This window comes from Psychromonas arctica DSM 14288 (assembly GCF_000482725.1).
GTDB classification, from domain to species: Bacteria; Pseudomonadota; Gammaproteobacteria; order Enterobacterales; family Psychromonadaceae; genus Psychromonas; species Psychromonas arctica.
Genome location: NZ_AXWP01000045.1, coordinates 8,216 through 32,050, shown reverse-complemented (window position 1 = coordinate 32,050; position 23,835 = coordinate 8,216). Strand labels below are relative to the sequence as shown.

28 protein-coding genes and 1 pseudogene are annotated in these 23,835 nt (G+C 40.9%); 16 read left to right on the top strand and 13 right to left on the bottom strand.

The window, feature by feature from the left end:
* The first annotated feature begins 153 nt into the window (after positions 1-153).
* Positions 154-1,383, top strand: coding sequence for a tyrosine-type recombinase/integrase (locus H592_RS0107040; protein WP_028868148.1), 1,230 nt, complete (start codon positions 154-156; stop codon positions 1,381-1,383).
* Here H592_RS0107040 and H592_RS0107035 read toward each other — a convergent pair.
* Both H592_RS0107035 and H592_RS0107030 read right to left on the bottom strand, forming a co-directional pair.
* The gene (locus H592_RS0107035; protein ID WP_028868147.1) at positions 1,380-1,856 is read right to left on the bottom strand and encodes a hypothetical protein; all 477 of its coding nucleotides are present in this window, start codon (positions 1,854-1,856) and stop codon (positions 1,380-1,382) included. The genes H592_RS0107040 and H592_RS0107035 overlap by 4 nt on opposite strands.
* 76 nt (positions 1,857-1,932) lie before the next feature.
* Positions 1,933-2,817, bottom strand: a complete 885-nt coding sequence (locus H592_RS0107030; RefSeq protein ID WP_037071204.1) for a LysR family transcriptional regulator — start codon at positions 2,815-2,817, stop codon at positions 1,933-1,935.
* 99 nt (positions 2,818-2,916) lie between these two features.
* Between H592_RS0107030 and H592_RS0107025 the strand changes: the two genes are divergently transcribed.
* On the top strand, positions 2,917-3,672 hold the full coding sequence (locus H592_RS0107025) for an SDR family oxidoreductase (protein ID WP_025651574.1): 756 nt from the start codon (positions 2,917-2,919) through the stop codon (positions 3,670-3,672).
* An 84-nt stretch (positions 3,673-3,756) separates the two neighbouring features.
* Positions 3,757-4,812 carry an SDR family oxidoreductase gene (locus H592_RS0107020; protein WP_211235636.1) on the top strand — a complete coding sequence of 352 codons (1,056 nt, stop codon included), beginning with the start codon at positions 3,757-3,759 and terminating at the stop codon, positions 4,810-4,812.
* A 214-nt stretch (positions 4,813-5,026) separates the two neighbouring features.
* Here the strand turns inward: H592_RS0107020 and H592_RS23550 are convergent.
* Positions 5,027-5,655, bottom strand: a pseudogene (locus H592_RS23550) (IS5 family transposase); the annotation flags it as partial.
* A 158-nt stretch (positions 5,656-5,813) separates the two neighbouring features.
* Between H592_RS23550 and H592_RS23880 the strand changes: the two are divergent.
* Positions 5,814-5,975: a hypothetical protein gene (locus H592_RS23880; RefSeq protein ID WP_156916082.1), complete on the top strand. Its 162-nt coding sequence runs from the start codon at positions 5,814-5,816 to the stop codon at positions 5,973-5,975.
* 72 nt (positions 5,976-6,047) lie between these two features.
* On the opposite strand, the gene H592_RS0107005 is transcribed toward H592_RS23880, so the two are convergent.
* The 3 genes from H592_RS0107005 to H592_RS0106985 form a co-directional block, all read right to left on the bottom strand.
* Entirely contained in the window at positions 6,048-6,230 is a 183-nt protein-coding gene (locus H592_RS0107005) for an AlpA family phage regulatory protein (RefSeq protein WP_028868142.1), read from the bottom strand.
* Positions 6,231-6,380: 150 nt separating this feature from the next.
* Complete coding sequence (ltrA, locus tag H592_RS0107000; protein WP_037071218.1) at positions 6,381-7,691, bottom strand: group II intron reverse transcriptase/maturase; 1,311 nt, start codon at positions 7,689-7,691, stop codon at positions 6,381-6,383.
* 588 nt (positions 7,692-8,279) lie between these two features.
* The gene (locus tag H592_RS0106985) at positions 8,280-8,717 is read right to left on the bottom strand and encodes an RNase H family protein (protein ID WP_028868139.1); all 438 of its coding nucleotides are present in this window, start codon (positions 8,715-8,717) and stop codon (positions 8,280-8,282) included.
* Between the two features lie 219 nt (positions 8,718-8,936).
* On the opposite strand from H592_RS0106985, the gene radC reads away from it, so the two are divergent.
* The 5 genes from radC (at position 8,937) to H592_RS0106960 (ending at position 11,655) form a co-directional block, all read left to right on the top strand.
* Positions 8,937-9,413 carry a RadC family protein gene (gene radC / locus H592_RS0106980; RefSeq protein ID WP_028868138.1) on the top strand — a complete coding sequence of 159 codons (477 nt, stop codon included), beginning with the start codon at positions 8,937-8,939 and terminating at the stop codon, positions 9,411-9,413.
* Positions 9,410-9,835, top strand: a complete 426-nt coding sequence (locus tag H592_RS0106975; protein WP_028868137.1) for a DUF2787 family protein — start codon at positions 9,410-9,412, stop codon at positions 9,833-9,835. Before radC ends, H592_RS0106975 begins: the two co-directional genes overlap by 4 nt.
* 26 nt (positions 9,836-9,861) lie before the next feature.
* The gene (locus tag H592_RS0106970; protein ID WP_028868136.1) at positions 9,862-10,290 is read left to right on the top strand and encodes a DUF2787 family protein; all 429 of its coding nucleotides are present in this window, start codon (positions 9,862-9,864) and stop codon (positions 10,288-10,290) included.
* A gap of 211 nt (positions 10,291-10,501) precedes the next feature.
* Positions 10,502-11,062, top strand: a complete 561-nt coding sequence (locus tag H592_RS0106965; protein WP_028868135.1) for a tyrosine-type recombinase/integrase — start codon at positions 10,502-10,504, stop codon at positions 11,060-11,062.
* A gap of 101 nt (positions 11,063-11,163) precedes the next feature.
* Positions 11,164-11,655, top strand: a complete 492-nt coding sequence (locus tag H592_RS0106960) for a lecithin retinol acyltransferase family protein (protein ID WP_028868134.1) — start codon at positions 11,164-11,166, stop codon at positions 11,653-11,655.
* A 28-nt stretch (positions 11,656-11,683) separates the two neighbouring features.
* Here the strand turns inward: H592_RS0106960 and H592_RS0106955 are convergent, their stop codons facing one another.
* Positions 11,684-12,298 (bottom strand): inovirus Gp2 family protein, encoded by a 615-nt coding sequence (locus H592_RS0106955; protein WP_139151645.1) that lies wholly within the window; start codon positions 12,296-12,298, stop codon positions 11,684-11,686.
* A 279-nt stretch (positions 12,299-12,577) separates the two neighbouring features.
* Complete coding sequence (locus tag H592_RS0106950; protein WP_028868133.1) at positions 12,578-13,684, bottom strand: MarR family transcriptional regulator; 1,107 nt, start codon at positions 13,682-13,684, stop codon at positions 12,578-12,580.
* Between the two features lie 110 nt (positions 13,685-13,794).
* Between H592_RS0106950 and H592_RS0106945 the strand changes: the two genes are divergently transcribed.
* Positions 13,795-14,352, top strand: a complete 558-nt coding sequence (locus tag H592_RS0106945; RefSeq protein ID WP_016786711.1) for a hypothetical protein — start codon at positions 13,795-13,797, stop codon at positions 14,350-14,352.
* Positions 14,353-14,580: 228 nt separating this feature from the next.
* Here the strand turns inward: H592_RS0106945 and H592_RS0106940 are convergent, their stop codons facing one another.
* The 5 genes from H592_RS0106940 to H592_RS0106920 all read right to left on the bottom strand — a co-directional run bounded on the left by H592_RS0106940 (position 14,581) and on the right by H592_RS0106920 (position 17,454).
* Positions 14,581-14,790 carry a helix-turn-helix transcriptional regulator gene (locus H592_RS0106940; protein ID WP_016786712.1) on the bottom strand — a complete coding sequence of 70 codons (210 nt, stop codon included), beginning with the start codon at positions 14,788-14,790 and terminating at the stop codon, positions 14,581-14,583.
* Positions 14,791-14,855: 65 nt separating this feature from the next.
* Positions 14,856-16,166: a type II toxin-antitoxin system HipA family toxin gene (locus tag H592_RS0106935; RefSeq protein ID WP_028868132.1), complete on the bottom strand. Its 1,311-nt coding sequence runs from the start codon at positions 16,164-16,166 to the stop codon at positions 14,856-14,858.
* Positions 16,156-16,446 carry a helix-turn-helix domain-containing protein gene (locus H592_RS0106930; protein ID WP_028868131.1) on the bottom strand — a complete coding sequence of 97 codons (291 nt, stop codon included), beginning with the start codon at positions 16,444-16,446 and terminating at the stop codon, positions 16,156-16,158. Before H592_RS0106930 ends, H592_RS0106935 begins: the two co-directional genes overlap by 11 nt.
* Before the next feature lie 263 nt (positions 16,447-16,709).
* Complete coding sequence (locus H592_RS0106925) at positions 16,710-17,132, bottom strand: helix-turn-helix domain-containing protein (RefSeq protein ID WP_028868130.1); 423 nt, start codon at positions 17,130-17,132, stop codon at positions 16,710-16,712.
* Between the two features lie 4 nt (positions 17,133-17,136).
* On the bottom strand, positions 17,137-17,454 hold the full coding sequence (locus H592_RS0106920; protein ID WP_017102430.1) for a type II toxin-antitoxin system HigB family toxin: 318 nt from the start codon (positions 17,452-17,454) through the stop codon (positions 17,137-17,139).
* 821 nt (positions 17,455-18,275) lie between these two features.
* Between H592_RS0106920 and H592_RS0106915 the strand changes: the two genes are divergently transcribed.
* The 6 genes from H592_RS0106915 (at position 18,276) to H592_RS0106890 (ending at position 23,758) form a co-directional block, all read left to right on the top strand.
* Positions 18,276-18,581, top strand: coding sequence for a PTS sugar transporter subunit IIB (locus H592_RS0106915; RefSeq protein ID WP_028868129.1), 306 nt, complete (start codon positions 18,276-18,278; stop codon positions 18,579-18,581).
* Positions 18,582-18,594: 13 nt separating this feature from the next.
* Positions 18,595-19,899, top strand: a complete 1,305-nt coding sequence (locus tag H592_RS0106910; protein ID WP_028868128.1) for a PTS sugar transporter subunit IIC — start codon at positions 18,595-18,597, stop codon at positions 19,897-19,899.
* 101 nt (positions 19,900-20,000) lie between these two features.
* Positions 20,001-20,306 (top strand): PTS lactose/cellobiose transporter subunit IIA, encoded by a 306-nt coding sequence (locus H592_RS0106905; protein ID WP_028868127.1) that lies wholly within the window; start codon positions 20,001-20,003, stop codon positions 20,304-20,306.
* Positions 20,307-20,395: 89 nt separating this feature from the next.
* The gene (locus H592_RS0106900) at positions 20,396-21,793 is read left to right on the top strand and encodes a glycoside hydrolase family 1 protein (RefSeq protein WP_028868126.1); all 1,398 of its coding nucleotides are present in this window, start codon (positions 20,396-20,398) and stop codon (positions 21,791-21,793) included.
* Positions 21,794-21,859: 66 nt separating this feature from the next.
* Positions 21,860-23,269 carry a glycoside hydrolase family 1 protein gene (locus tag H592_RS0106895; protein ID WP_028868125.1) on the top strand — a complete coding sequence of 470 codons (1,410 nt, stop codon included), beginning with the start codon at positions 21,860-21,862 and terminating at the stop codon, positions 23,267-23,269.
* Between the two features lie 276 nt (positions 23,270-23,545).
* Positions 23,546-23,758 (top strand): hypothetical protein, encoded by a 213-nt coding sequence (locus tag H592_RS0106890; protein WP_028868124.1) that lies wholly within the window; start codon positions 23,546-23,548, stop codon positions 23,756-23,758.
* The last annotated feature ends 77 nt before the right edge of the window (positions 23,759-23,835 follow it).

Here is a 23,835-nt window from a genome sequence, read left to right as displayed (position 1 = left end):
TTAGATAAAAACACTTTCTACCACTGTATTCTTTAATACACTATTAACCACCACTAACTGGTGGTTAATGTGGTGGGTATGATAGACTTACCATCAAGATAGGTGGTGGGTAAGAAAGTATTCACCAAGATCAGGTACGATTAGAGGTGAGTTATGGCTAAGTTGTCCGTAAAGAAAGTAGAAGCGCTCATTAAGGCTGGTGGCGAGAGAACACAACGCCATGCTGATGGTGAAGGCTTATACCTAGTGGTTCCAGCGTCAGGTACTGCAAGCTGGATGCTACGCTTTACCTCTAATAAAAAGCGCCGTGAAATGACGCTTGGTAAGGTCAATGACCTTTCCTTATCTAACGCTCGCCTCGAAGCCGCCACTAAAATGAAACAAGTGAGAGAAGGCTTTGATCCCCTCATACAACGCAAACGTGCCGAGCAGGAAAGCATTAAAACCGTTAATGACTTATTCGAAGATTGGTACCCCACCTTAGTTAAGCGCCTTAAACACCCTAATATCCCCAAACGTGTTTACACTAAAGATATAGCACCACACATAGGAGACATTCATCTCGATAAGATTACCGCACGTGATATTCGCACAACAATCACTGCGATTAATGACTCTGGTCGTCCGACTATAGCCAATGATGCTCTAGGTCACTGTAAACAGTTATTTAATCACGGGATGAAGCTAGATCTTCTTCAAGGTAATCCGGCCTCTGCATTTACTGTGAGGGATGCTGGCGGCATAGAACAAAGTAAAGATCGTTTCTTGACTGAAGATGAATTGAAACAGTTCTTTAGTATCGCTAGAGAGAACAGCACTAACTTTAGCCGCGATAACTACCTAGCTTGTGCATTATTGGTTTGTTTAGGTGTGCGTAAATCTGAATTGTGTGAAGCTAAATGGGAAGAATTTGAGCTAGAGAATGGCTTATGGCACTTACCAAAGGAGCGTAGTAAAACCAATGTGGGTTTTACTATTTCATTAGCACCAGAAGTGTTGGAGTGGCTTGAGGAATTAAAGGTAAGAGGTTTTGGTTCTGAGTACGTGTTACCTAGCCGACGAGCCAGCAAGAGCCCTCATATGGGCCCCGACACGCTTAACAGAGCGATTACTAAGCTATTTGGTCATGAAGCCGGTAAGAAGAAACAACCGCCTAACTTGATGGGCGACATGCCGCACTTTACGGTACATGACCTGCGCCGCACTTGCCGTACGCTACTGGCAAAACAAGGCACCCCCGGCCATGTGGCCGAGAGGTGCTTAAATCACAAGTTAAAGGGTGTTGAAGGTATCTATGATCAGTATGATTATTTGGAAGAGCGGAGAGAAGCATTAATAGAACTAGCGAATAACATTAATTCAATTGTAACGATAAACAATTAATTATTTATCTTTTCACCATGACCGGAATTATGCGCTACTTGTGTCATAGGAAGAAGGAGGCGAGGCATCCTCATTCTATCGCATTGAGACGTTAATAGTTCTCTCCAATACGGCCATACATGATAACTAACATTCTTTAACGCGAATTCGTTAAAGCATTCTTCAGGTAAATCATCCGTAACACTATATTCAGCTACAAACTCTGCTTCAATGAATAGTAGTGGATTACTAGTATCTTTAGCTTCTCTAGCCCACCTAACTCCTACTTCAACACAAACCCTGAATAGTTTTTCTTCCTCATCACTCTGAAGAATTTCAGATTTTGTTACCATATGCTTTGTTTGAATAATTAAATCTTCCATATCAGAATGTTTAGGATCAAAACCTTCATTACATTTTGATTCTAAGTTTCTAACATACAGATCTGATATGCGTAGGCATTCAATAGCCTTTTGCAAATTTGTATTTATCATTATCCTACTGCCTGAAGTTGACCATACCCTTCTTTCAGCATAGCTCACTTATCAGCTGTCCTAAATTAGTTGACCACTACACTTTTAGCCTGTCAACGATAAAATCTATCATCGCCAGTACTCGGTTTGGCGATGGGCGATGTCCGGGGTAGACCGCATAGAGATTGATCAGCTGATGTGTAAAAGAAGTAAGCACACACTCTAAACGTCCTGCTTTAAGGTCTTCCTCAATGTCGAATTCACCTTTTACAACCACACCTGCACCATTAATAGCCCATTGGCGTAGTACACCTCCATCATTGGCCAATCTGTTGCCGGATATTTTAACTGCAAATGATTTTCCTTGTTCGATAAAGTGCCATTCCGATTGCGAAGCGTTGGGACGAGCTAAAACCAGACAGTTATGCTGTAAGAGCTCTCTAGGATGCGTGGGCTTCCCGTTGTTTGCCCAATAAATCGGGGCTGCACATACGTAGCGCTTTTGACTCATTAATCGGCGTGCTTTGAACTCTGAATCGACCAGAGGTCCGGTTCGAATGGCGAAATCAAAGCGTTCACCGATCAGATCCACGACACCATCCGATAGATGAAGATCCACTTTTATTTGTGGGTGTAACTCTAGAAATTCATCAATGATCAATGGTAATCGAGTACGACCAAAATCATTGGTTGCTGTAAAACGAATGGTTCCTTGTAGTGGTCCATTTTGATTAACATGATCAAGCGCTTCTTTTATTTTTCCGAGTATGGAGCGGCAGTGATGCAGAAACTGCTCTCCCTCCGGTGTAAAGTACATGCGCCGAGTAGTACGCATAATCAGTGTTACGCCTACGTACTGCTCTAATTTTTGTAATGCTTGCGTGACTGCTGAGGGAGCGATGTTCCTTTGTCTGGCTACTCCAGCCATGGAGCCGATATCGTGAATATCCACATATATCTGCATTAAGTCAAGTCTGTCCATTATTCAATATTCCTGAATAAACTATTCTTTATATAGTTAATTATTAGTTGATTTAAATATTGTATCATAAAGACCAATTAACAATTTAGGCAGAATAAAATGACAACACCACTGATACAGAGCAATGATGGTCAAGGCTCACTGAAAGGCAGAAAAATTTTTATTGTTGGTGCAGGCTCAGGAATGGGGGCGTCGCTTGCAACGATGGCGGTCGCTCGTGGCGCCAAAGTGGCCTTAGCTGGGCGAAAGCAAGATAAGTTGGATAAGGTTGCAGCAGAACTGGGTGACAGTGTATTAGGTACTTATGCGCTAGATATTAGTGATGCGAAGCAAGTTGATGTAGCACTTGCAGAGCAGGCGCCATACGATCATATTGTATCGACCGCTGCTGATCTGGTGTTTAAGCCATTTTTAGAGTTGTCGGATATGGAGATTCAAAGTATGGTTGCCAGCAAGCTTTACGGTCCGATCAACTTAGCGCGTAGCGCTGATAAGCACCTGACAAATTCAGGATCTGTGTTATTTTATTCAGGCCTTGCCGCTTATCGACAAGGAGTAGGCTCGTCTATTGTTGGTGTTGTAAACATCGCATTAGAAAGCCTTGTGGCTAATTTAGCCATTGAAATGAAACCAAAACGTTTTAATGTTATTTCTCCCGGAGTCGTCGATAGCGCAACTTGGGATATGCTCAATGATGAAGATAAAGCTGCTCTCTTTAATGATGTCGCTCAATCGCTTCCTGTTGGACGAGTTGGTCAAACGAAAGACCTCTCTCACGCAGCATTGGCTATTCTTGAAAATGGCTTTATTAATGGCACCGTGGTCAATGTTGACGGCGGTGGTCGTATCGCCTAACCTGTAAGACAATTAATTTTTGATACCAGCCACTGCTAGTGGCTGGTTTCTATCAAAAAAGTTGACGTTACCTAAGGAGATATAATGCAACCTCATATGCTTGTCGTAGGTGGTTCAGGTGTGACCGGAAACGGGGCTATTGTCGCATTACAAGATGCTGAGTGGAAGGTAACAACTCTTTCAAGAGCGATTGAGCCTCCCCATGAGACAGCACATTTATCTGCTGATTTACTTGATAGAGCTTCACTACAGAAGCATTCAGACAGTCTGGCCCATGTGACTCATATTTTTTATGCAGCAATCAAACCCTCCGATGATGCAAAGACAGAAGCGGAAGAAAATAGCTTGATGTTTAAGAATATCATCGAAAGTGTGATAGCCGCTGGGGCGGATTTGAAGCGGGTGATATTTCTGCAAGGGGGCAAGGTTTATGGTGCTCATCTTGGTGTGTATAAAACGCCAGCTCGAGAGGATGATAGCCGTCATTATCCACCAAACCTATATTTTGAACACGAAGACTATGCTCGCACGTTAGAGAGTAAAGGTATCAGGTGGACCGCTTTGCGACCGGATATCATGATTGGTCATTCGCTTGGTTCTGCTATGAATATGGGGAACTTGATTGGTCTCTATGGTACGTTGTGTAAACACTTTGGCGTTGCTATGCAATTTCCGGGTTCTGCAGCGGCTTATAGTGTATTGATCAACTTTACGACTGCGAGTTTATTGGGTGAGGCGGTCGTGTGGGCGGCCGACAACGAAAAGGATGGTGCTTATAACGTTACCAACGGTGATGTATGTCGCTGGAAGTATCTCTGGCCAAAAGTGGCGGAATGGTTCGGACTGGATGTCGGCGAGCCACAGCCAATTAATCTTCAGCAACGTTTGAATCAGGCATCAGATTCCGAATGGAAGAATATTGCAACTCGATATGACTTGCGAGAGCCTGATATTAATCGTATTGCTCAAGGCAGTTTTGGTGACTTCCTTTTTCATGTCGAAACCGATGGGATATTTGATGTGACGAAAGCTCGTCAGGCTGGATTCAATGAAATGAGTTTGCGTACAGATAATGAAATCATTGAGCATTTAGACAACATGGTAAAAGATGGATTAATTCCCAATCCCCAAACTATGTAATGATTGTTTTTCTCAAATTTTTTTGAAAGTCATCATTAGATTAAAAAAGTTGCTGGGTATCAAGAAGCTGGTGTCGTCACGGACGAGACGTTTAATCACAAGCTGAATGAGATTATCAGTACGCTTTAAGCTTTGATGTAACTGAAAGAGATGAATAAAAAAACACTCAACTTGGTTGGGTGTTTTTTGTTAAATAAATCTCTAGGGCGTGTCTTCAATTCATCTTACAATGAACGATAGTACACGCCAGATAAAGCATTGACTTAAAATTACGCGCTAACTTCTCATAGCGAGTGGCGATACTACGAAAGTGTTTAAGCCTTGCAAACATATTTTCAACAAGATGACGCAGCTTGTACAAATAGCTATCAAACTCTGGATTAGGCTGTTTGGCATTCTTCCTTTTAGGAACGACAGGTATCATATTATGGCTGCGAGCTTTGTCTCTGATACACTCTGAGTCATAGCCTTTATCAGCGATAAAGTAATCTGCCTGTCCAATCATCTCAATCAATTCACCTGCAATTTGACTGTCGTGGACGTCACCCCCAGTGATTTTAAAATGGAGCGGATATCCATCGGCATCACAGGATAGGTGTATCTTTGTAGTTGCTCCGCCACGGCTTTGTCCAATTGCTCGCTCTTCACCACGCCGAGCTCCACTTGCATGCTGATGACAGCGAACATAGCTTCCGTCTGTGAATACCCATTCCGTATCAACTTCTTTTCGTAAGCCAAAAAAAAATCCGCCCATAAGCCAGTTTTCGACCAGCGGTTGAAACGACTATAGGCTGTTTTCCACGAACATAATTCTTCAGGTATGTCACACCAAGGCGCCCCTGTGATGCGGTATTGTAACTATTATTTAGGGCTTATCCAATTGAAGACACGCCCTAGTAGATACTTTCAATACTAAAGACCAGCAAAAAAACGATCAACTGTTATCAGTTGCTCATTTATCTGAAAGAGATAGGCCATTAGAAAATGAAAACCATATTAGTATGCCTGATAAGCATGCTTTTGCAGCGGCCCTTGAATTGAATGGTATTAGAACAAAACAAAATAACGAGAGCCGGACCAACCTTAAAGAGAATAAAGATGAGCATCAAGAAGGTAGCTCTCAGGTAAGTCTTCACTCTGAAAATAATAATGGAGGGTTGTAGACTTGTGGCACAACTCTTTGTGTATGACGAACTGATGGTCAATCCATCTTTAGCGTTGGCTTTATAGTAAATTTAAAGTTCTGAGATCTCGATTTTACTCACCATCCAATCTTCTACCTCACTTTCCAGCCAAGCTTTACGCTTACCCATTACTGTCACGTTCTTAGGGAAATCACCCGCTTTGATTAGGTTGTAAATGCTGCTACGGCAAAGTGTTGTTTTGTCCATGACTTGTTGTAGTTTAAGAAATTTCATTTTGAAACCTTGTTATGTAGTTCAACTCATAACAAAGGCCGCTGCGTTATTTTTTACTTTCCCCTGATCGCCTACTCCGAAGGGACGACTAACAACACATATTTAGAACAGCACAATCGAGTAGGAGGAGGCCTCACGGCCTCCGTCCTCTCACACCACCGTACAAGCGTGGGTCGCATACGGCGGTTCCGAATATACTTTTAGTGACTCGTACCCCTCTAATAGCGAGTACAGACCCAACTCTTTGAACCATTCGTTCGGCATGGCATGATTTGATTGCGGGGTTCGGGCCAGATGCCACCAACCTTTATCTGACATCGCCAACTTCCAAGCATTACTCTCTGACACACCTCGTTGGCGTAGCCACATCGCTATGCTGTATTTCCGTTTGCGTTGCTTCAGACGATAGCTTCTCAGACGCCGCCTTATCCAGCTGTCTAAGTCCGACATCATCCCTTTCCGCAGAGCCAGTTTGAAGTAGTGTTGCCAACCTCGTAAGTATTGCGTTAATTCTCGTATTACGATATCTAACTCTACTCCTCGGTTTCGCTTTGTTATCTGGCGCACGCGCTTCTTCATCTGAGTTTGTGCTGCCTTTGATAAACGGATTCTTCCGTCTGTCTCAAAGCGGTGGCTCAGGTAGCTGCGTTCCTTCACTCTTGTCGCGGCGCTTTTCTCACGGTTTACCGTCAGCTTTAGCTTTTGCTCTAAGAACTCCGTTATCGAGTCTTTGACTCGTGCCGCTGCCTCCTCGCTACTCACGTAGATTTGACAGTCATCTGCATATCGGCAGAACTTGTGCCCTCTACGATCTAACTCTTTATCAAGCTCATCTAACACGATATTGGATAGCAGAGGAGACAGAGGCCCCCCCTGTGGGGTGCCTTTTTGTCTGCGCTCCACTAAACCGTTTCGCATTAGTCCTGCCTGGAGATATGACCTGATTAACCTCAACACTCGTTTATCCGCTATATCCTGAGACAACCTGTACATCAGTCTGTCGTGATTAACGGTATCGAAGTACTTGGCTAGGTCTATATCCACCACATAACCTCGTCCTTCTCTTATGTAGCGGCTCGCCGCCGATAAGGCATGATGAGCACTACGGTTCGGCCTAAACCCGTAACTGCTGTCAGAGAACTTCGGCTCATAGATTTCCGTTAGTACTGAAGTGATAGCTTGTTGCACTATCCTGTCCAGAACCGTTGGGATGCCCAATTGCCTCGTTCCTCCACTCGCTTTCGGGATTTCTACACCAAGAACGGGTTGGGGTTGATAGCTTTCATCCAGAAGACTCTGGCGAAGCCCTAACCCATTCGAGGAGTGGCGAAGCTTTTCGATTGTCGCGGTGATATCGAGCCGGTCGACTCCCGCACAACCTTTATTCTTCTTCACTCGCCTAAGGGCTTGATTCAAGTTCGTTGGTGAGCAGATTTGCTCCATCAACTGAGTTGGATTCACCAAGACTCGTCCTCCTGTCTACGCCGACCATGCTTGTCACTCTTCGTGTCCTCACGCTTTACTTGCGGTATCGCCTGTTGGAACGGAGAGATAAATTTCATCTTGCTGTGACTCCACATGATTGAGTGTCTAGTGACTGCTTCTTGATATATTCAGTTCAGGCCTTCCCTTAAGTTGTACTTCCTCAAGGTACTATGCCTTCTGCTGACTTCTTACTGCTCTTAGGATCTCATCACTGGGATCTGAGTCTTTCGAAGACAAGCGGTAAGATCTCCCGAGGTAAGACGTTGCTCTTTCCCGTGGTCATGCCTGATTTACTACGTCGCACTTCCCGTCGAGTCGTTGGGCTATTCTATCTATAGCTAGGTTACCCAAGTCGACATAGCCTACTATCAGGTTTCTGTTCGTCATCACCACGTTTTGCCATTTGCTTCCTTCAGATTTCACCTCACGATGAACACCCTTGCATAGGCTAACGGTTCCCGCTCGACTGAGCCCGTAGAGGACTTTCACCTCCTAGATCAACGCCATGCTCGGCGCACTAAACAGAATCACTTGCTGGCAGTACCAGCAAGTGATTCATTCTTATTACAATTGACGATTCGCCGCTGCAAGAGCGTATCTATAAGCAGCATCTTTTCCTGCGGAGCAAGCAGCGACTTTCCTCACCTCAACTTGCTTGTCTGCCCTTCGTTTATCCACTAGCTCCCAAAGGTCTTGATGAGCTATCGGCTTTTTATTTGCTTTACGCCAATTTCGACGTTTCCAACCATCAAGCCACTCATTAAAGCCATCAACGCAATAGTCACTGCTTGAATAAATAACATCGCCATCACAAGCACGCTCTAGCCCAAAAGCAAGTGCTGATAACTCTGCGTAATTACGGTCTACGATGCTATCAAGGAACAACCAGTCTTCACCCGCTATTCTTTCATAGTCATCGAATACAACCTGCCCTACCCCAGCAGAGAGTCGTCCTCTTCGCTTCTCTACGATGGCTGCTTCTACATAAATTTCTTTTTTCATTTTTATACTCTCCAGAGACTAAAAAGCCGATACATCCTTTGCACCAGCTGATTGTGTTGATTGTTCATTCGTCGCTCTATTGCGATTGCTACATAACAACGGCAAGAGAGTTATTTTTTACCTGTCTCTGGAAATACTCTCCTTCACACCCTGATTCAAAACGCTCTCAGATATATTTCATCAGTACGCATAACCAAACAGATAATCCAAGGAGCTCTTATGCGTAACGCCAACAACCAACACGATTACCCATTCAAAACTTCAGAGTTAAATGAACTGCTAGAGCGTGCAGCCGACGCACTGGCTGCGAAATACAAGCGAGAAGGCACGTTCACTAACCCAACTAATGTTAAGGAATATTTAAAGCTCAAGTTAGGGGCTCATGACCGCGAAGTGTTCGCCGTGATGTTTCTTGATAATCAACATCAATTGATCAGTTTTGAAGAGTTGTTCTTTGGCACTATCGATGCTGCCTCTATTTACCCACGCGAGGTACTCAAAGCAGCACTAAACCATAACGCTGCTGCCGTCGTTTTTGCTCATAACCATCCTTCAGGTATTTCTGAGCCCTCTCAAGCAGATAGACGCATTACACAGCGTTTAGTAGATGCTCTCAAGCTGGTGGATATCCGAGTGTTGGACCACATCGTTGTGGGTGAGGCTTGTGTGTCATTTGCAGAAAAGGGGTGGGTATGAATAAGTTTGTTATTTCAGGGGTAAATGATGAACTCGTTAGTCCCATGCATTGTTTTCTTGAAGCACTTATGTCTGAAAACGTCATCCCGAATACAGTCGAGCGGGTAGCGTTAAACATACGCTCTAAAGATATCAATAGTCGCTTTCAACCAATCGAAATTCAATTAGAGCGAACATCAAGCAAAACACCTTGGCAACTTCGCTTTATTGCCACCTTTGATGTGATGGTTGCTGGTAAGCAACAAAAAGAGTTATCGCTGTATTTCAACTTCGCAGGGTGTTGGTTCTACCACCCAGAGATTAAGCAGTGCAACTTACAGCGGCCAGAAGTACAAGCCTTACTTGCTAGCTGGCTTAAAGCCATCACTCACACTCTCACCACGCAACCTGCTATCTCAATCAACATCACATCCGTTCGTTAATCCTAACTTACTTCAAAGAGGTCCCTATGAATCAAGCTGCCAATCTGGCTATGTTCGCGTGCAAGCGAGCTAAGCCTTCACATCAACTGAAAGACCTAATCAAACGCTCTATTGATGATGTTAATTACCGAGGAAAAATGACCATCTGTTTTCAAGATACCAATTACCACCCGAAAGACGGCGGCTTTCACCCTGTCTCTATTACGGTAGATATCAAAGATAGCCATATCGCTCTTATTGAAATCACTGACCTTGTTTATGTGGGAACCGGTACACCAGAGCTCGTTCCTGACTTGGCTTTTGATTTTGCTAACAACGTCGCTTTCGCTCGTTTCAGCGGATGGCTTGGTATGTACCTGCAAGAAACAACCGAGCTATATGAGATGTGGGAGTGTAACTTTCTAGCTTATGTAGACATGAACGCCTACGACCAAGTTCAGGTTGAGTACAGTTAATCATCACTCGTAGCAACCCTATCCACTAACCGTCCCGCTCCACTTCATATTACAAATATTCAACACAACCACCAGCACAGAGCTAAAACGAGGCTGCTTCCCATATTGTTAAAACGGGAAGCTTCCATCCCTTGCTGTATAAGGGTTCTTTAATATCGTCTGCTCTGTGCTTCCCAAAACACCCTTCTACAGACAAAAAAGGAAGCAGACTATGGCTGAAGTCCAAGCAATTAAAGACGATGACACCATACGTATGGTTGGTCACTTATTGAGTATTCGTTGTCATCCACAAATGGCCGATGTATGGCATATCGGATTAAACCTAGCACTGAGGATTTCTGATTTGTTGTCGATTCGCTTTGAAGACATTCATGGCGACCGAGTCATTATTCGTGAGAGTAAAACCGGAAAGCTCGCCAACATTCAACTCAATACCAAAGCGCAGCAGCACATTGTTAGATTGAGAGAGCAACATCCTGACCACATCTACTTGTTTCAATCCCACCGATGCCAACAGCTGAAAAACAAACCACCCCAGCCAATCTCGCGACGCGCTGTGTCCATGGCGTTTCAACAAGTAGGGCAAGAGCTAAATATCGCTTTAGGTACTCATTCGATGAGAAAGACCCGAGGTTACTTTCTTTATCAATCCACAAAAGATATAGGCCGTGTCATGAAAATGCTTCGCCATACTTCAGAAGGCGTGACGCTTCGCTATATCGGTATCACTCAAGATGAGGTTGATAAGGACTTCGTTTCTCTTGAACTTTAAACCTAATCATTTACTCAGGGGGCGGGACCGCTAATCCCTTATAAACATTAAGCTCAGAGCCCTTTTGAGTTTCGTTATCATCACATTTGAGAGTAAATAACATGAATCCATATCACGCAATAGGGAGCTTTGTTGTAGGCAGCTTATCGAAAAGCTTAGCGCATAACCTATTTTGGAAAACCGATGGTCCTGTTAGAGGGAGCATTGTGTACTGTGACTTAGCCTTTGGTGTTGCTGAGCATTCAGGCATTTACTTAGGCAACAATAAAATTATCCATAAAAATGCCAAGGGATTAATTGAAACTGTTTCCGTGTGCCAGTTTTTAGCAGGAACCAGTGCCATAACCATTTATATAAGTTGTGATGCTAATGGAACCTCTGTTGGATTTGATGATATTGCTAACGATGCTGAAGCACTGCTTGGTACTCAACAAGCTTATTCTGTATTAAGTAAAAACTGTCATCAGTTTTGTAGCTACTGCATTACAGGGAGTATACATACCAATACCTTTACTTTAGTCCAACTCAAACGTGATGCGCGTGAGTATATTAAAGCGAGTCAGTGGCGAGCATGGGATTTAACTAAACGATAAGTAAGGGGCCTCATGGCCCCTATTGTGCTTATCGAATACTGGCGCCAAAACAACGACTACCTTCGCCATAGTGTTTTGTTTTTTCTTTTGCCAAATAGCTCACGTGTTTAAACAATTCTTCAAAGTCATCATCAAAGCTATTTGAACTACTATCAAGTCGATGGATAACAACACTTTTCGTTTCCTTATCTTTAGAGAAAAACACTAGACCAATAGCTTCGTTGTAATCAATACCCACCACACGGGCCCACGCCTCAACTATTAATGAACTCAAGTTATTACTTTTATTTTTGGTTGAACCTATCCAATTAAATCGGTCCTTATTCAAAAGTAGCAGCAAGTGATAATGATCTGCTATCGATGTAGAACGCTCTTTTACCCATACATAGCGAACTTTACATGGATGAACCATTTCCCTAAGCCTTTGCTTTCTTCGGGTAGTGCAATCGATTTGCGACTGTAACGAGCGGATAAACAGCTGAATGACATTACCCCACTCTTGATGCGCTTTTAACTTAGGAAACCTTAGGTCTACACGTATAGCCATTAACCTAGGGGAGTTATCTAAAGCTATTTCAATCGTATTATAGATTTTATCTAAGTATGGAATACACAGCGCACCATGGCTTGTAAGTATAGGCATTCCCCTGAATGTTTTTTTAGTAGTTAGTTTTAAGTTTTTATTTTGTTTAGAACGTTGATGGTTATGATGCACTTTAAGCCTTCCTATGTTTGATTCATAGAAAGGCTATTGAGGTTATTTTTTATAGATTTATTGCTTAACGACTACAGTGGTTTTAGCTACCTAATGGGTGTAATAACTGAGATGTGATATTGGTATATTAAACAGACAGAATATAAAACGTACCGCTAAACACCGCCATGTATGTGAATAGTGCTTTAAAACCACTGTAAAGTTATATTACTTGTGTAACTCCCAAGAAACACCTGTACCTTGAAAGTTAATGGTTGTTTTAGCTGTCCATTCTAGCTCGCCTTCAAATGACTTATTCGCATTCGAAACAACGAAAAAGTCACCATTACTTTTAAAGCAATAAAACTGTATTTTTTTATTTAGCAAATGCATGCTTTTTTCTAGCTGGGTAACCAGCGCAAGTAAAAAGTCAGCGTATTGAGTTACAGCTTCACTACAAGATGACTTAATAGCTTCATTCACTTCAGTGTTAGTTGATTGCGCTAACATATAAGTAATTAATTGATTGTTTTTAAGTGGTGCGCGTTCAGCCACACTCTCAGCTACTAACTCATAAAAATAGTGATACATTCGCTGCGCTAATCTGTGTTTATTTAGCGCCAGCACTTCAGCTTCAAGAGTAGTTTTGCCCGTTTTACGATTACGCTTGTTTAGCGCTTTACTTACCTCTTCATTTATTTTTAAGCCAAACAATCTCTCTTCTGGAAAGTTATTTATCTTTAGTAAGGCGCCGCCAAAATAACGAGGGTTTAAAATTAAAATTGACTTACATTTTGGGTATAAATTTGGAGCATTGCCTCCTGCTATAAATTTTAAAATTAGTCCCTCATGGAGTAACTCATCTATAAATTTACGCACCCTTGATAATGATAAGCCCGTAAAGCCAGCTAACTTATTGAGACCTATATTTGAAACTAGACCAATATCATTGCTTAGCATGACTAAAGCCGCTTTCATAAATTTTCGGGCCAAGCTTTCAGCCGTTAGTTTAGTAAAATCATCATTAACGCCTAATAAGGCTTGTATGTAATTTGCTTTTTTACCGTAAAAAAATACTGGTATGTTATGAGTGTTTTTTAACTTATAGATCTTTTCTGACGCCTTTTCCTCATTCCTCGTGATCTCTAAATAGTCATTGGTATTTAAGCGAGCAATCGCGTTTCTTACTGTCGATTCACTTAGCATTAGCGTGCTGGCTATTTCAGCAATAGACATTCCTTTATTTTCATCTTTGTGAACTAACCAAAGCCACCGTAGGTAGATAAGCCTATCTTGGGCCTTTATCTCATTTCTTCCTTCAAACGCATCTAGCATCACACCTCCATTTCACACATAATACCTATTATAAGTGTAATACATCATAACTTGATTTGCACCCTATTACATGTAAAGCTTCATGTAACATATTAGTTTTAAGGTTAGTTATGCGCACTGTTTTAAATGATGAACTTATAAAATGGATAGATTTTTCTGACGAAGAAATGACTCGTTGGACTGGGCAATATTTTAAAAAGCTAGGGTATCCACCGAAACATTTACTCACTCGTAATACAGAAAAAAGTCTACTTCAACAATTAGAAGCGTACTGCTCAGATGTTCAAAATATACTCGATAAAGAAAACACTCTTATCAGAATGAAGCGAGCTTGGGGACAATACAAAAGAAGAAAAAAAACTAAGCACAAGCAACTAACGGTTAATATCAAGAAAGACACTTTTGCTATGCTCACAAAAATTAAAAGGCGCAATCAGTTTACTAATGTTGGGCAATCTATCGATTCTTTATTTGACGGTAGTCTAGTAAGTAGGGAGATGGCGCAACTAGAAAAAGCGAATATAGCGTTAAAAAGCCAGCTAGAAAAAATACAAAACCAAGCCCATTTAAAAGCTGACTTGGTCAAGATGGAAAAGAAAATTGAGTTTTTAGAAAAACAAAATTCCGTTTTAACACAAGCAATTGAAAAGCTTACAACAAGCCAATAAAGTGCATAAATTAACTTGGCCTGTAAGCTTTACTTTTGGAACTAAATTAAGGATGAGACTTAAAGGGGAACTATTGAGCGGATAAAAATCAATCGCTTGTTAAATATTCACTTAGAGATGATCTCTTTTAAAATAGCTAATAAAAATATATAACCAGCACAATATTTTATTAAAAACAAAAAATAGGCGCTACCAACATTTACTTTTTGGTAGCGACATAACTTGATTTTAGCACTGGCGGGATTCGTTTATTCTTGCCAGTAACCAGTTTTGAACTTCACTTTCTACCCAGGCCTTACGCTTACCCATAACAGTTATGTTATTCGGGAAGTTACCCGATTTTATAAGGTTATAGATACTGCTTTTACACAGGCTTGTTATGCTAATTACTTCATTCAAACGAAGAAAGCGTTCATTTTGATATTGCATGATTTCCATAGTTTTTCCTGATTATAAGTTGAACCAGGGAAATGAAATATATCTGTGTTTATTTAGTTTACTGGCTAGATAAGTAGCGCTGCGTTCTCTTGCTTGCGCTCTGCGAGTGTTTTTTCTATTGCTAACACAGTGGTCTTACTCACCCCATGCTCCTCAGCAAGCGCCCTAAACTGACTAATGGCATCCACTACCTCTTTAATGCATTGCTGTGCTTTCTTCCAATTAGTAAAGCCTGCACTAGCAGCCAACTTTTGCATCACTTTGAGTGGTGGCGCTTTTCCGTATCCGGCAAAGGCAGTCGCATGCTCGTTAAAAGGGTGAGGGCTAAACGTTACATCGTAAAATGGTGCGAGTTGCCAACTACCATCATCGGCTTGTAAAAAGCCCCAGTTTTTACTGTGATCGTCTTGGTTCGCGGAAAATAAGTTAAACATTGCGCGACGAAATTGAAGTTGCCCAGCAGCGGGTGACTTACACAATTGACGACTGGCCTTAATCAGATCGCTGTAATCTAAGCTAGGGCTTCGGAAGTCTGCATCCAATAAGCCGCAAGCACTGTGCATATGTAAGCGTCCAGCCTTCTCCTTCGCGGGTAAATAGTCAAAACGCTTTAACGCAAGCCATGCTTTAGCACCGCTACTTGTAGGAGCTTCAATTAACTGCCACATCGGTGGCTGACATTTTGCGAATTCAGCCATTTCTAAATAGACCGCTTCACACAAACCTTCTTCGTGGCCCAATGCTAAGTTCTTCGAAGTAAACTTAACTAACCATGCTTCATCGCCAGGCTGTGCATAGGTGCGGCATTGCGTCGCGTCGCCAGCAGGCATATAAATTTGCGCTTTAGGTCGAGCACCGCCGGAGCTACCTACGGCTACCAAGGTTGCTAACACTTGCTGAGTGCTACCGTCTAACTCATCAGAGAGGGACTGGTCGAACAAGGTTTGGGCTTCAAGACCAAGTGTTTCCAAATCAATATCTGAACGATTTTCTAATGATAGCTCTGATACAGGTGTAAAAGACAATGCCCCCATTCCTTGCTGACCGACAAAAGCCAACCTGTCCATTGCTGTTACTTGTGCTGGCAAAATACCTTGTTGGCGGAATACTCGATCTTGCAACAGCAAACCCCAACCATCGGGAAGACTATCGCCAAAAACGCCGTGAATGCCTTGGTGTGGCCCTTTCGGTGCTTGCTGTAATCGCACATCTCCTTCAAGAGTAAAAGGGGATAAATTGCCAAACGTGCTTAGATAACTTTCATCGTACTGAAAGAAAACACCCTGACGGTTTTGCGCCAATATACCCACAGATACAGTTTCGCCTGTTGTGAGAGTGCGCTCCACATTCAACTTTTGAATGGATTTAAAACTCATCTTTAAGCACCTCTTCTATACTGGTCGGTAAAGCGGTACGGTCAGCCGTTGTTTGTGTCAGTTGATAAAGCCTGTCTAGTGAATCCAGCGACTGCCACAAAAGCAGCAGCTGACGAAATGATATTTGTCCGGTAAGTTCAAACTTTTTTATGGTCGAAGCAGGTACACAACTACGCTGGGCTAGCGCCTCTCGCGATAGCTTCGCTTGTTTGCGTAAACCCCGCAGATGAATAGCAAAAGCTTGGCTTACATCGGTATCATCTAAAAGTGAAAAGTTCATGCGCAGCCTTAATGGATACAATAATATCCATTATAGTTACACTAAGTGAAAAATAGCCACTGATATGTCCATTTAATGCATAGGTATAAATCGGTCATCTCAATGAAGTTCTTAAAAAATCGGGGATTTAGCAAGTAACCGCACCTTAACTTTTGGCGTATTGTTGTCACTTCGTGCTTTGACAAAAACCGAGAAACCACTAATAAGAGCTACGCTATTAGAATGAGTATCTCGGTTTTTATTAACGATAGCCAAAACTACCACTAGCCGATAAACAACGAAGCTGGCACCCCAAAACGCGCTGATAGTGCCTTAATATGGTTGAGCGTTAGAGCGCGCTTCCCGCTTAAGATCATCGATACCGTCGATTTGGCACCTATCTCTTCTTTGAAATCACTTAACGTCAGTTGGTGCTGATCGATGACAACTCTTAGCATGGCGATTCCTGGCTCAAGCTTATCAATAGCTTGATTAAACTCACTAAACTGCTCAGCTTCTTCTTCATACCTCTCAATCACCGGAAACATCAAGTCGATCACTGGCTGATGAGCGTCATAATCTTCGACAAGTACTTCCATCGTGGCAATCAGCTCTTGATATTGCTCAGGCGAAGAGATACCACTCACCCAAGGCATAACTTGGTTCAGTTGATTAGCGGCTTTGTCTAACACAGCGATATCTAACATAGTGTTACCTCTTCAGTTTCTTTTCACGGTATTGCTTTGTAATACGGTCGTACTCGGCATGGCTGACAATGTTCTTAATGAAGCATCGACCTCCAACAAATTCGATAAATGCAATAAGCCTTAAGTTGTTACCGCCAATATCAATCACCCACCACTTATCAACGTATTTAAAGTTGTCTAGTGACGGAAAGACTTTTCGTAGCTCATCTGGGCTTTTTGCCTTACTCTCTTTTAACACCTTGTACGTTGCATCTAGTGCATCGGAATCGTTTGGATAGAGTTTTTTCGCATTTTCAAAAGGTTGCTTACTTATAACGTGCATGTACTATCCAGTTTGTTCACTATATGTGAACACTATACCTAAACCAAGCTTAGTTCACAATATGTGAACACCAAGGAATAACCAAAATGGATAGCTGGATAATCAATGGTGGTTAAATCGGTGGTTAAAAATATAAATTAAATAAAACACAGCCACAAACATATGATTTAAAATGAATTAATTATTATAATCAACGTTAAGGTACAAAATATAGAATAGTGTTTTAGCTAGTTTCTAATTGTTCATTAACTCTCATGAAGCCCCGTATATCGGGGCTTTTTTTGTGTAAAATACAAATATTATTTGTATTATTAACGTGTTAAGCAGGAAAAATAATTTTATTATTTATTCAATTATTGTTGGGCTTCATAAAATATTGGTCATGCTGCTTAATTCAAATTAAGCATCAATAAAAAATCCTCAATCATATATAGGTTGAGGGTTTTTAATGATTAACAGTGCCATTCAAGTTTGACTGTCTACTGTCGGATCGTTTTAGGCGCTTTCTATCAAATATTATTTTACATTTAATAGCTAACGCCATTTTTCTAAACACTAAAAAAACAGTCGAAAGAGTGAGAACTACAAATCGACATTGCTTGTGGTGGGAAACAAGCACATACCTTGTCCATTATTCTGTGATAGATCTTCTAAAAATCCACAAATTACTAAAAAATAAATAATTACTTAAAATAAAACGAACTTAGTCACAAAAATGTAACCGCTTACTGTAATCGGTTTCTGTAACCGGTTACATTAAGTTGTGAGCATAAACATGATAACTAATTCTTAAAATAAACATTCAACTAAAGGTAAATATTATGACTAAAATTCTACTTTGCTGTGCTGCTGGTATGTCAACCAGTATGGTTGTTAAAAAAATGCGTGAGTCTGCTACTAACAAAGGCATTGCAGTCCAAATTGATGCTGTTGGTTTAGAAGAGTTTGATTCACATGTAACGGAATACGATTGTTTTTTATTGGGCCCTCAAATTAAATATAAATTAAATGATTTTAAGGTTAAGGCTGATCAAGCAGGTAAGCCGATTGCGGTAATTAATCAAATGGATTATGGCATGATGAAAGGTGAAAAAATCTTAGCTGACGCATTAGCGATGATTAACTAAAGAGGGCTATCAGATGTCTAACAAATTTTTTGAATTTTTAGAAAACACGTTAACGCCGATCGCTGGAAAATTTGCTTCTCAAAGACATATTTGCGCTATCCGTGACGGGTTTATTGGTGCGATGCCTTTTATGATTGTAGGCTCATTCCTACTCGTTTTTGCTTTCCCACCATTTTCACCGGAAACCACTTTTGGCTTTGGCAAATGGTGGCTGGGGTTATCTAAGCAGTACTTTGGTGAAATCATGACACCTTTCCATATGACGATGGGCATTATGTCCTGTTATATCTGTACTTGTATTGCTTACAACTTAGCAAAAACCTACAAACTCGATGGTTTATCAATAGGTATGTTAGCGTTAATGACGTTTTTATTAATTTCTGCACCGATGGAAGAGGGTGTACTTCCTGCCTCATATCTAGGAGGTACAGGGATATTTACTGCCATTATCATCTCAATTTTAGTGACAGAATTAGCTTATTTCCTTAATCGAAAAAACATTGGCTTTAAAATGCCAGAGCAAGTGCCAGATAAGATTCGTGAGTCATTTAATTTATTAATTCCTGCATTGATTATCATCTTAACTATTTATCCAATTAATTTATTAGTACAACATGAATTTAACTTGATTATCCCAGGTGCAATCATGGCAGTGTTTCAACCTTTAATCTCTGCATCTGACACGCTTCCGGCTATTTTGTTAGCGGTATTAGTTGCACACGTGCTTTGGTTTGCAGGCATTCATGGTGCTGCGATTGTTGGCGGCATTATGGCACCGTTCTTCCTTTCTAACTTAGGTGCAAACCAAGAAGCATTAGCGGCTGGTATGGAGTTACCACATATTTTTATAGAATCATTTTGGTCTTTCTTTGTGACCTTGGGCGGCTCTGGGGCAACATTTGGTTTAGTCTTGATGTATTTACGTAGTAAATCAGCTCACCTAAAAGCGATTGGTAAATTAAGCTTAGTACCTTCGATATTTAACATTAATGAACCGATTATATTTGGTACACCATTTGTGATGAACCCAACTATGTTTATCCCGTTTGTTTGTATCCCTATGGTGAATGCGACTATCGCTTATTGCGCAGCAAGTTGGAATTTAATTGGTAAAACGATTTCATTAGTACCTTGGACTGCGCCTGCACCAATCGGTGCTGCATGGGGGGCTGGTTGGCAGATCAATAATGCCATATTAGTGTTCATTCTTATCGGTATCAATATGGTGCTTTACTACCCATTCTTCAAAATTTATGAGAAGCAACTTATCTCTGAAGAGACTGCTGAAGTTGAAGCTAAAGAAGCGATAGCAAGTTAGTACTGATGGTTAACCGATAACTATTAACCAAGAATTATTAATGACCCTGAATCACAAGAAGCTACTAAAGGTAGCTTCTCAGTAAAGAGTGGAGTTTTAACATGGATTTAGAAATGACTGTGATGGAGTTAATCATCAATGCAGGTGAATCAAAAAGTTTAGCGATGCAAGCTTTGATGTCAGCTAAAAAAGGTGAATGGGATGTAGTCGACGATTTTCTTGCTCAATCGACAGAAGCATCAAAGCGTGCACATAAAGTGCAAACTGAGCTTATCGGATTGGATGAAGGTGAGGGTAAAGTACCGGTAAATTTAATCATGGTGCATGCACAAGACCATATTATGACAGCCATGTTGGCGCGAGAATTAATTGAAGAATTAATTGATATCCATAGAAAGCTTAAATAGTGATTAACAAGCGAGTAAGAATCTAATAATAAGCGAGTAGCTAGCTAAGCCATTCACATTTTAAGCTGTAGAAATAATGAGGAGTTTATATGTCAAAACTTAAAAATTTCCCAAGTGATTTTTTCTGGGGAGGATCGACCTCCGCGTATCAGGTTGAAGGTGCCTGGGATGAAGATGGAAAAGGTCCTTCTGTTATTGATATGAGTAATGTCGTTGAAGGGACAACTGATTTTAAAGTCGCAAGTGATCACTATCATCGTTATAAAGAAGATGTTGCATTATTTGCAGAGCTAGGTTTAAAAGCTTATCGCTTTTCTATCGCTTGGACTAGAATTTTCCCAACAGGAGAAGGTCAGGTTAACGCAAAAGGTCTTGAGTTTTATAGTAACTTAATCGATGAATTAATTGCTAAAGGTATTGAGCCGATCGCGACGATGTACCATTTTGACTTACCCTATGGATTACAAGAAAAAGGAGGGTGGTCAAATAGAGCATCGGTGGATGCTTTTGCACTTTATAGCAAAACCTTGTTTGAAGCTTTTGGTGATCGCGTTAAATACTGGCTAACTATTAATGAACAAAACATGATGATCTTACATGGCGATGCATTGGGCACTAAGCATGTTGATGCAACTAACCCAATGAAAGACTTGTACCAACAAAATCATCATATGCTGGTGGCACAAGCGAAAGCAATGTCACTTTGTCATCAACTGTTACCGAACGCAAAAATTGGACCTGCACCCAATATCTCGGCTATTTATCCTGCATCATGTAAGCCCGAAGATGTGTTAGCCGCAAATACTTTTTCCGCTGTACGTAACTGGTTATATCTTGATATGGCAGTTTATGGCCGTTATAACGCGACGGCTTGGCGTTTCCTTGAAGAGCGAAGTGCGGCACCAACTATCAGCGAAGGCGATATGGAAATATTAGCCTCAGCTAAACCTGATTTTATTGCTTTTAATTATTACAACTCACAAACCGTTGCTGAAAGCTCTGGCGATGCAAGTGATATCAACTCTACCGGTGATCAACAAATAACCATTGGTGAGGTTGGTGCTTATAAAGGGGTTGAAAACCCTCATTTAGTAAAAAACGAATTTGGATGGGAGATTGATCCCGTCGGTTTCCGTACCACCATGCGTGATATCTATGAGCGTTATGCATTGCCATTAATTATCACTGAAAATGGGCTTGGTGCTTTTGACAAAGTAGATGAAAACGGTGAGATCAATGACGACTATCGAATTCAATACCTGACACAACATATCGAGCAAGTTCAACTTGCTATTACTGATGGTATTGAGGTGTTTGGTTATAGCCCTTGGTCTGCGATCGACCTGATTAGTACTCATCAAGGGTGCTCAAAACGTTATGGCTTTATTCATGTAGATCGCGAAGAGTTTGATCTTAAAGTATTAAAGCGCACTAAGAAAAAAAGCTTCTACTGGTATCAAAACCTTATTTCCAATAACAGTTTATAGAAAGGCAGGCTCGATTTTGTTGAGCCTGCGATTAATCACAAAATTATAATTCAAAAGGGATCTACAATGAAGTTTGCTCATGATTTTTTATTTGGTGCCGCGACCGCTTCTTATCAAATAGAAGGCGCTTGGGATCAAGATGGTAAAGGTCCAACAAACTGGGATGAATTCACTAAAATACCCGGAAAAACCTTTGAAGGTACTAATGGTGATGTGGCGATTGATCATTATAATCGCTATCAAGAAGATATAGCGTTAATGGCTGAAATGGGGTTGGAATCTTATCGCTTTTCTATTTCATGGGCGCGTATACTTCCAGAAGGCACTGGAGAGGTAAATCAAAAAGGCATCGACTTTTATAACAACATTATTGATGAATGTTTAAAATATGGGATCGTACCCTTTGTAACACTTTACCACTGGGATTTGCCATTACCGTTAGAGAAAAAAGGGGCATGGTTAAATAGAGAGACTGGTGAAGCTTATTTAGTATTTGCAAAACTTTGTTTTGAAGCATTTGGCGATCGCGTTAAAAACTTTATTACTTTTAACGAAACCTTTGTATTTTGTAACTTAGGTTATTTATCGGGCGCACACCCACCGGGTATTCAAAATGATCCTAAGAAATACTTCCAAGCAATACATAATGTTTTTTATACCCATGCTAAAACGGTTATTGCATATAAAAAACTGAATCAATTTGGTGAAATTGGATTGAGTCATGTATTTAGCCCTGCCTTTAGCGTAGATGACTCAGAAGCAAACTTGTTTGCTACTGAGCATGCTAACCAATTTAACTTAAACTGGTTCTATGATCCTATTCTATTAGGGCATTATCCTGAGTATGTTGTTAAGCAGTTAACCGCAGAAGGTAACCTACCTGACTGGACTGCAGAAGAGCTAGCCGTCATTAAAAAAGCGGCTCACTTAAATGACTTTATGGGATTGAATTATTACCAACCGATGCGTATTGAAAAGATTCAAGGTCAGCTTGAAGGGCGTGTTATTACACGTGAAAACTCTACCGGTGCACCTGGTAATCCAAGTTACGATGGGGTTTATCGTACGGTGAAGATGGCTGATAAAAAGTATACTAAGTGGGATTGGGAGATCTCATCGCAAGGGTTTATTGATGGTCTGGATATGCTCAAAGAAAACTATGGGCAAATTAAATTATATATTACTGAAAATGGTCTCGGTGATGAAGATCCAATCATAGAAGATACGGTATGTGACATTCCACGAATTAATTATATCAAAGAGCATTTAAGTGCAGTAAAAGAAGCGATCAGTCGTGGTGCTCACATTAAGGGGTATTATGCTTGGTCTGCCATTGATTTGTTGAGTTGGTTGAATGGCTATAAAAAACAATATGGTTTCATTTATGTAGACCATAAAAACGGTTTAAAACGAGAAAAGAAAGCCTCTTTCCATTGGTATAATAGTGTGATTAAAAATCGCGGAGAAGAGCTTTAATACTCTGAACTAGAGCTTTAAAGCATTTTTTAATAAAGCGTATTTTAATAAAACTACATTTTAATAGAGACACACTTTAGTCGCATTATAACAATGCCATATCAGTTTTAACATGGCAGATATGGCATTATTTTTTGTTCATTATTGTGTCGCAGAAGTGCTGTTAAATGATTAATCTTAATGAAGATAATTTGTAACTACTCAGCCTAAATAAATTATTTTAAATACATTCAAGGATCGAGTTGCTTGATCCTTTTGAGGCTTTATCATAGCAGTATGAATGATAAAGCACCTCAAGCCACTAATATCAAAGATGCTCAAACGTTGATCAATCAACTTTGGGAGATAACCCGTGTGCAGGTGAAAACAATTGATGTGCTCACTCAACAAGTCAGTTCACTTACCCAGCAAGTTGACGTGCTAACGCTTGAAGTTAACACACTCAAAGAAAAGCTATCAAAAAATAGTAACAACGTAAGCGCAAATTAACCCCCACCTAAAATATTTCATCGATAACTGAGATCATGCCACTTTCATTTAACTGAGGTGGTAACTATGCAAGAGAT

What these genes read in the sequence shown, in the direction of transcription:
- H592_RS0107040 (WP_028868148.1), top strand. Translation starts at nt 154, where the DNA reads ATGGCTAAGTTGTCCGTAAAGAAAGTAGAAGCGCTCATTAAGGCTGGT.
- H592_RS0107035 (WP_028868147.1), bottom strand. Translation starts at nt 1,856, where the DNA reads ATGATAAATACAAATTTGCAAAAGGCTATTGAATGCCTACGCATATCA.
- H592_RS0107030 (WP_037071204.1), bottom strand. Translation starts at nt 2,817, where the DNA reads ATGGACAGACTTGACTTAATGCAGATATATGTGGATATTCACGATATC.
- H592_RS0107025 (WP_025651574.1), top strand. Translation starts at nt 2,917, where the DNA reads ATGACAACACCACTGATACAGAGCAATGATGGTCAAGGCTCACTGAAA.
- H592_RS0107020 (WP_211235636.1), top strand. Translation starts at nt 3,757, where the DNA reads ATGCAACCTCATATGCTTGTCGTAGGTGGTTCAGGTGTGACCGGAAAC.
- H592_RS23880 (WP_156916082.1), top strand. Translation starts at nt 5,814, where the DNA reads ATGCCTGATAAGCATGCTTTTGCAGCGGCCCTTGAATTGAATGGTATT.
- H592_RS0107005 (WP_028868142.1), bottom strand. Translation starts at nt 6,230, where the DNA reads ATGAAATTTCTTAAACTACAACAAGTCATGGACAAAACAACACTTTGC.
- H592_RS0106985 (WP_028868139.1), bottom strand. Translation starts at nt 8,717, where the DNA reads ATGAAAAAAGAAATTTATGTAGAAGCAGCCATCGTAGAGAAGCGAAGA.
- radC (WP_028868138.1), top strand. Translation starts at nt 8,937, where the DNA reads ATGCGTAACGCCAACAACCAACACGATTACCCATTCAAAACTTCAGAG.
- H592_RS0106975 (WP_028868137.1), top strand. Translation starts at nt 9,410, where the DNA reads ATGAATAAGTTTGTTATTTCAGGGGTAAATGATGAACTCGTTAGTCCC.
- H592_RS0106970 (WP_028868136.1), top strand. Translation starts at nt 9,862, where the DNA reads ATGAATCAAGCTGCCAATCTGGCTATGTTCGCGTGCAAGCGAGCTAAG.
- H592_RS0106965 (WP_028868135.1), top strand. Translation starts at nt 10,502, where the DNA reads ATGGCTGAAGTCCAAGCAATTAAAGACGATGACACCATACGTATGGTT.
- H592_RS0106960 (WP_028868134.1), top strand. Translation starts at nt 11,164, where the DNA reads ATGAATCCATATCACGCAATAGGGAGCTTTGTTGTAGGCAGCTTATCG.
- H592_RS0106955 (WP_139151645.1), bottom strand. Translation starts at nt 12,298, where the DNA reads ATGCCTATACTTACAAGCCATGGTGCGCTGTGTATTCCATACTTAGAT.
- H592_RS0106950 (WP_028868133.1), bottom strand. Translation starts at nt 13,684, where the DNA reads ATGCTAGATGCGTTTGAAGGAAGAAATGAGATAAAGGCCCAAGATAGG.
- H592_RS0106945 (WP_016786711.1), top strand. Translation starts at nt 13,795, where the DNA reads ATGCGCACTGTTTTAAATGATGAACTTATAAAATGGATAGATTTTTCT.
- H592_RS0106940 (WP_016786712.1), bottom strand. Translation starts at nt 14,790, where the DNA reads ATGGAAATCATGCAATATCAAAATGAACGCTTTCTTCGTTTGAATGAA.
- H592_RS0106935 (WP_028868132.1), bottom strand. Translation starts at nt 16,166, where the DNA reads ATGAGTTTTAAATCCATTCAAAAGTTGAATGTGGAGCGCACTCTCACA.
- H592_RS0106930 (WP_028868131.1), bottom strand. Translation starts at nt 16,446, where the DNA reads ATGAACTTTTCACTTTTAGATGATACCGATGTAAGCCAAGCTTTTGCT.
- H592_RS0106925 (WP_028868130.1), bottom strand. Translation starts at nt 17,132, where the DNA reads ATGTTAGATATCGCTGTGTTAGACAAAGCCGCTAATCAACTGAACCAA.
- H592_RS0106920 (WP_017102430.1), bottom strand. Translation starts at nt 17,454, where the DNA reads ATGCACGTTATAAGTAAGCAACCTTTTGAAAATGCGAAAAAACTCTAT.
- H592_RS0106915 (WP_028868129.1), top strand. Translation starts at nt 18,276, where the DNA reads ATGACTAAAATTCTACTTTGCTGTGCTGCTGGTATGTCAACCAGTATG.
- H592_RS0106910 (WP_028868128.1), top strand. Translation starts at nt 18,595, where the DNA reads ATGTCTAACAAATTTTTTGAATTTTTAGAAAACACGTTAACGCCGATC.
- H592_RS0106905 (WP_028868127.1), top strand. Translation starts at nt 20,001, where the DNA reads ATGGATTTAGAAATGACTGTGATGGAGTTAATCATCAATGCAGGTGAA.
- H592_RS0106900 (WP_028868126.1), top strand. Translation starts at nt 20,396, where the DNA reads ATGTCAAAACTTAAAAATTTCCCAAGTGATTTTTTCTGGGGAGGATCG.
- H592_RS0106895 (WP_028868125.1), top strand. Translation starts at nt 21,860, where the DNA reads ATGAAGTTTGCTCATGATTTTTTATTTGGTGCCGCGACCGCTTCTTAT.
- H592_RS0106890 (WP_028868124.1), top strand. Translation starts at nt 23,546, where the DNA reads ATGAATGATAAAGCACCTCAAGCCACTAATATCAAAGATGCTCAAACG.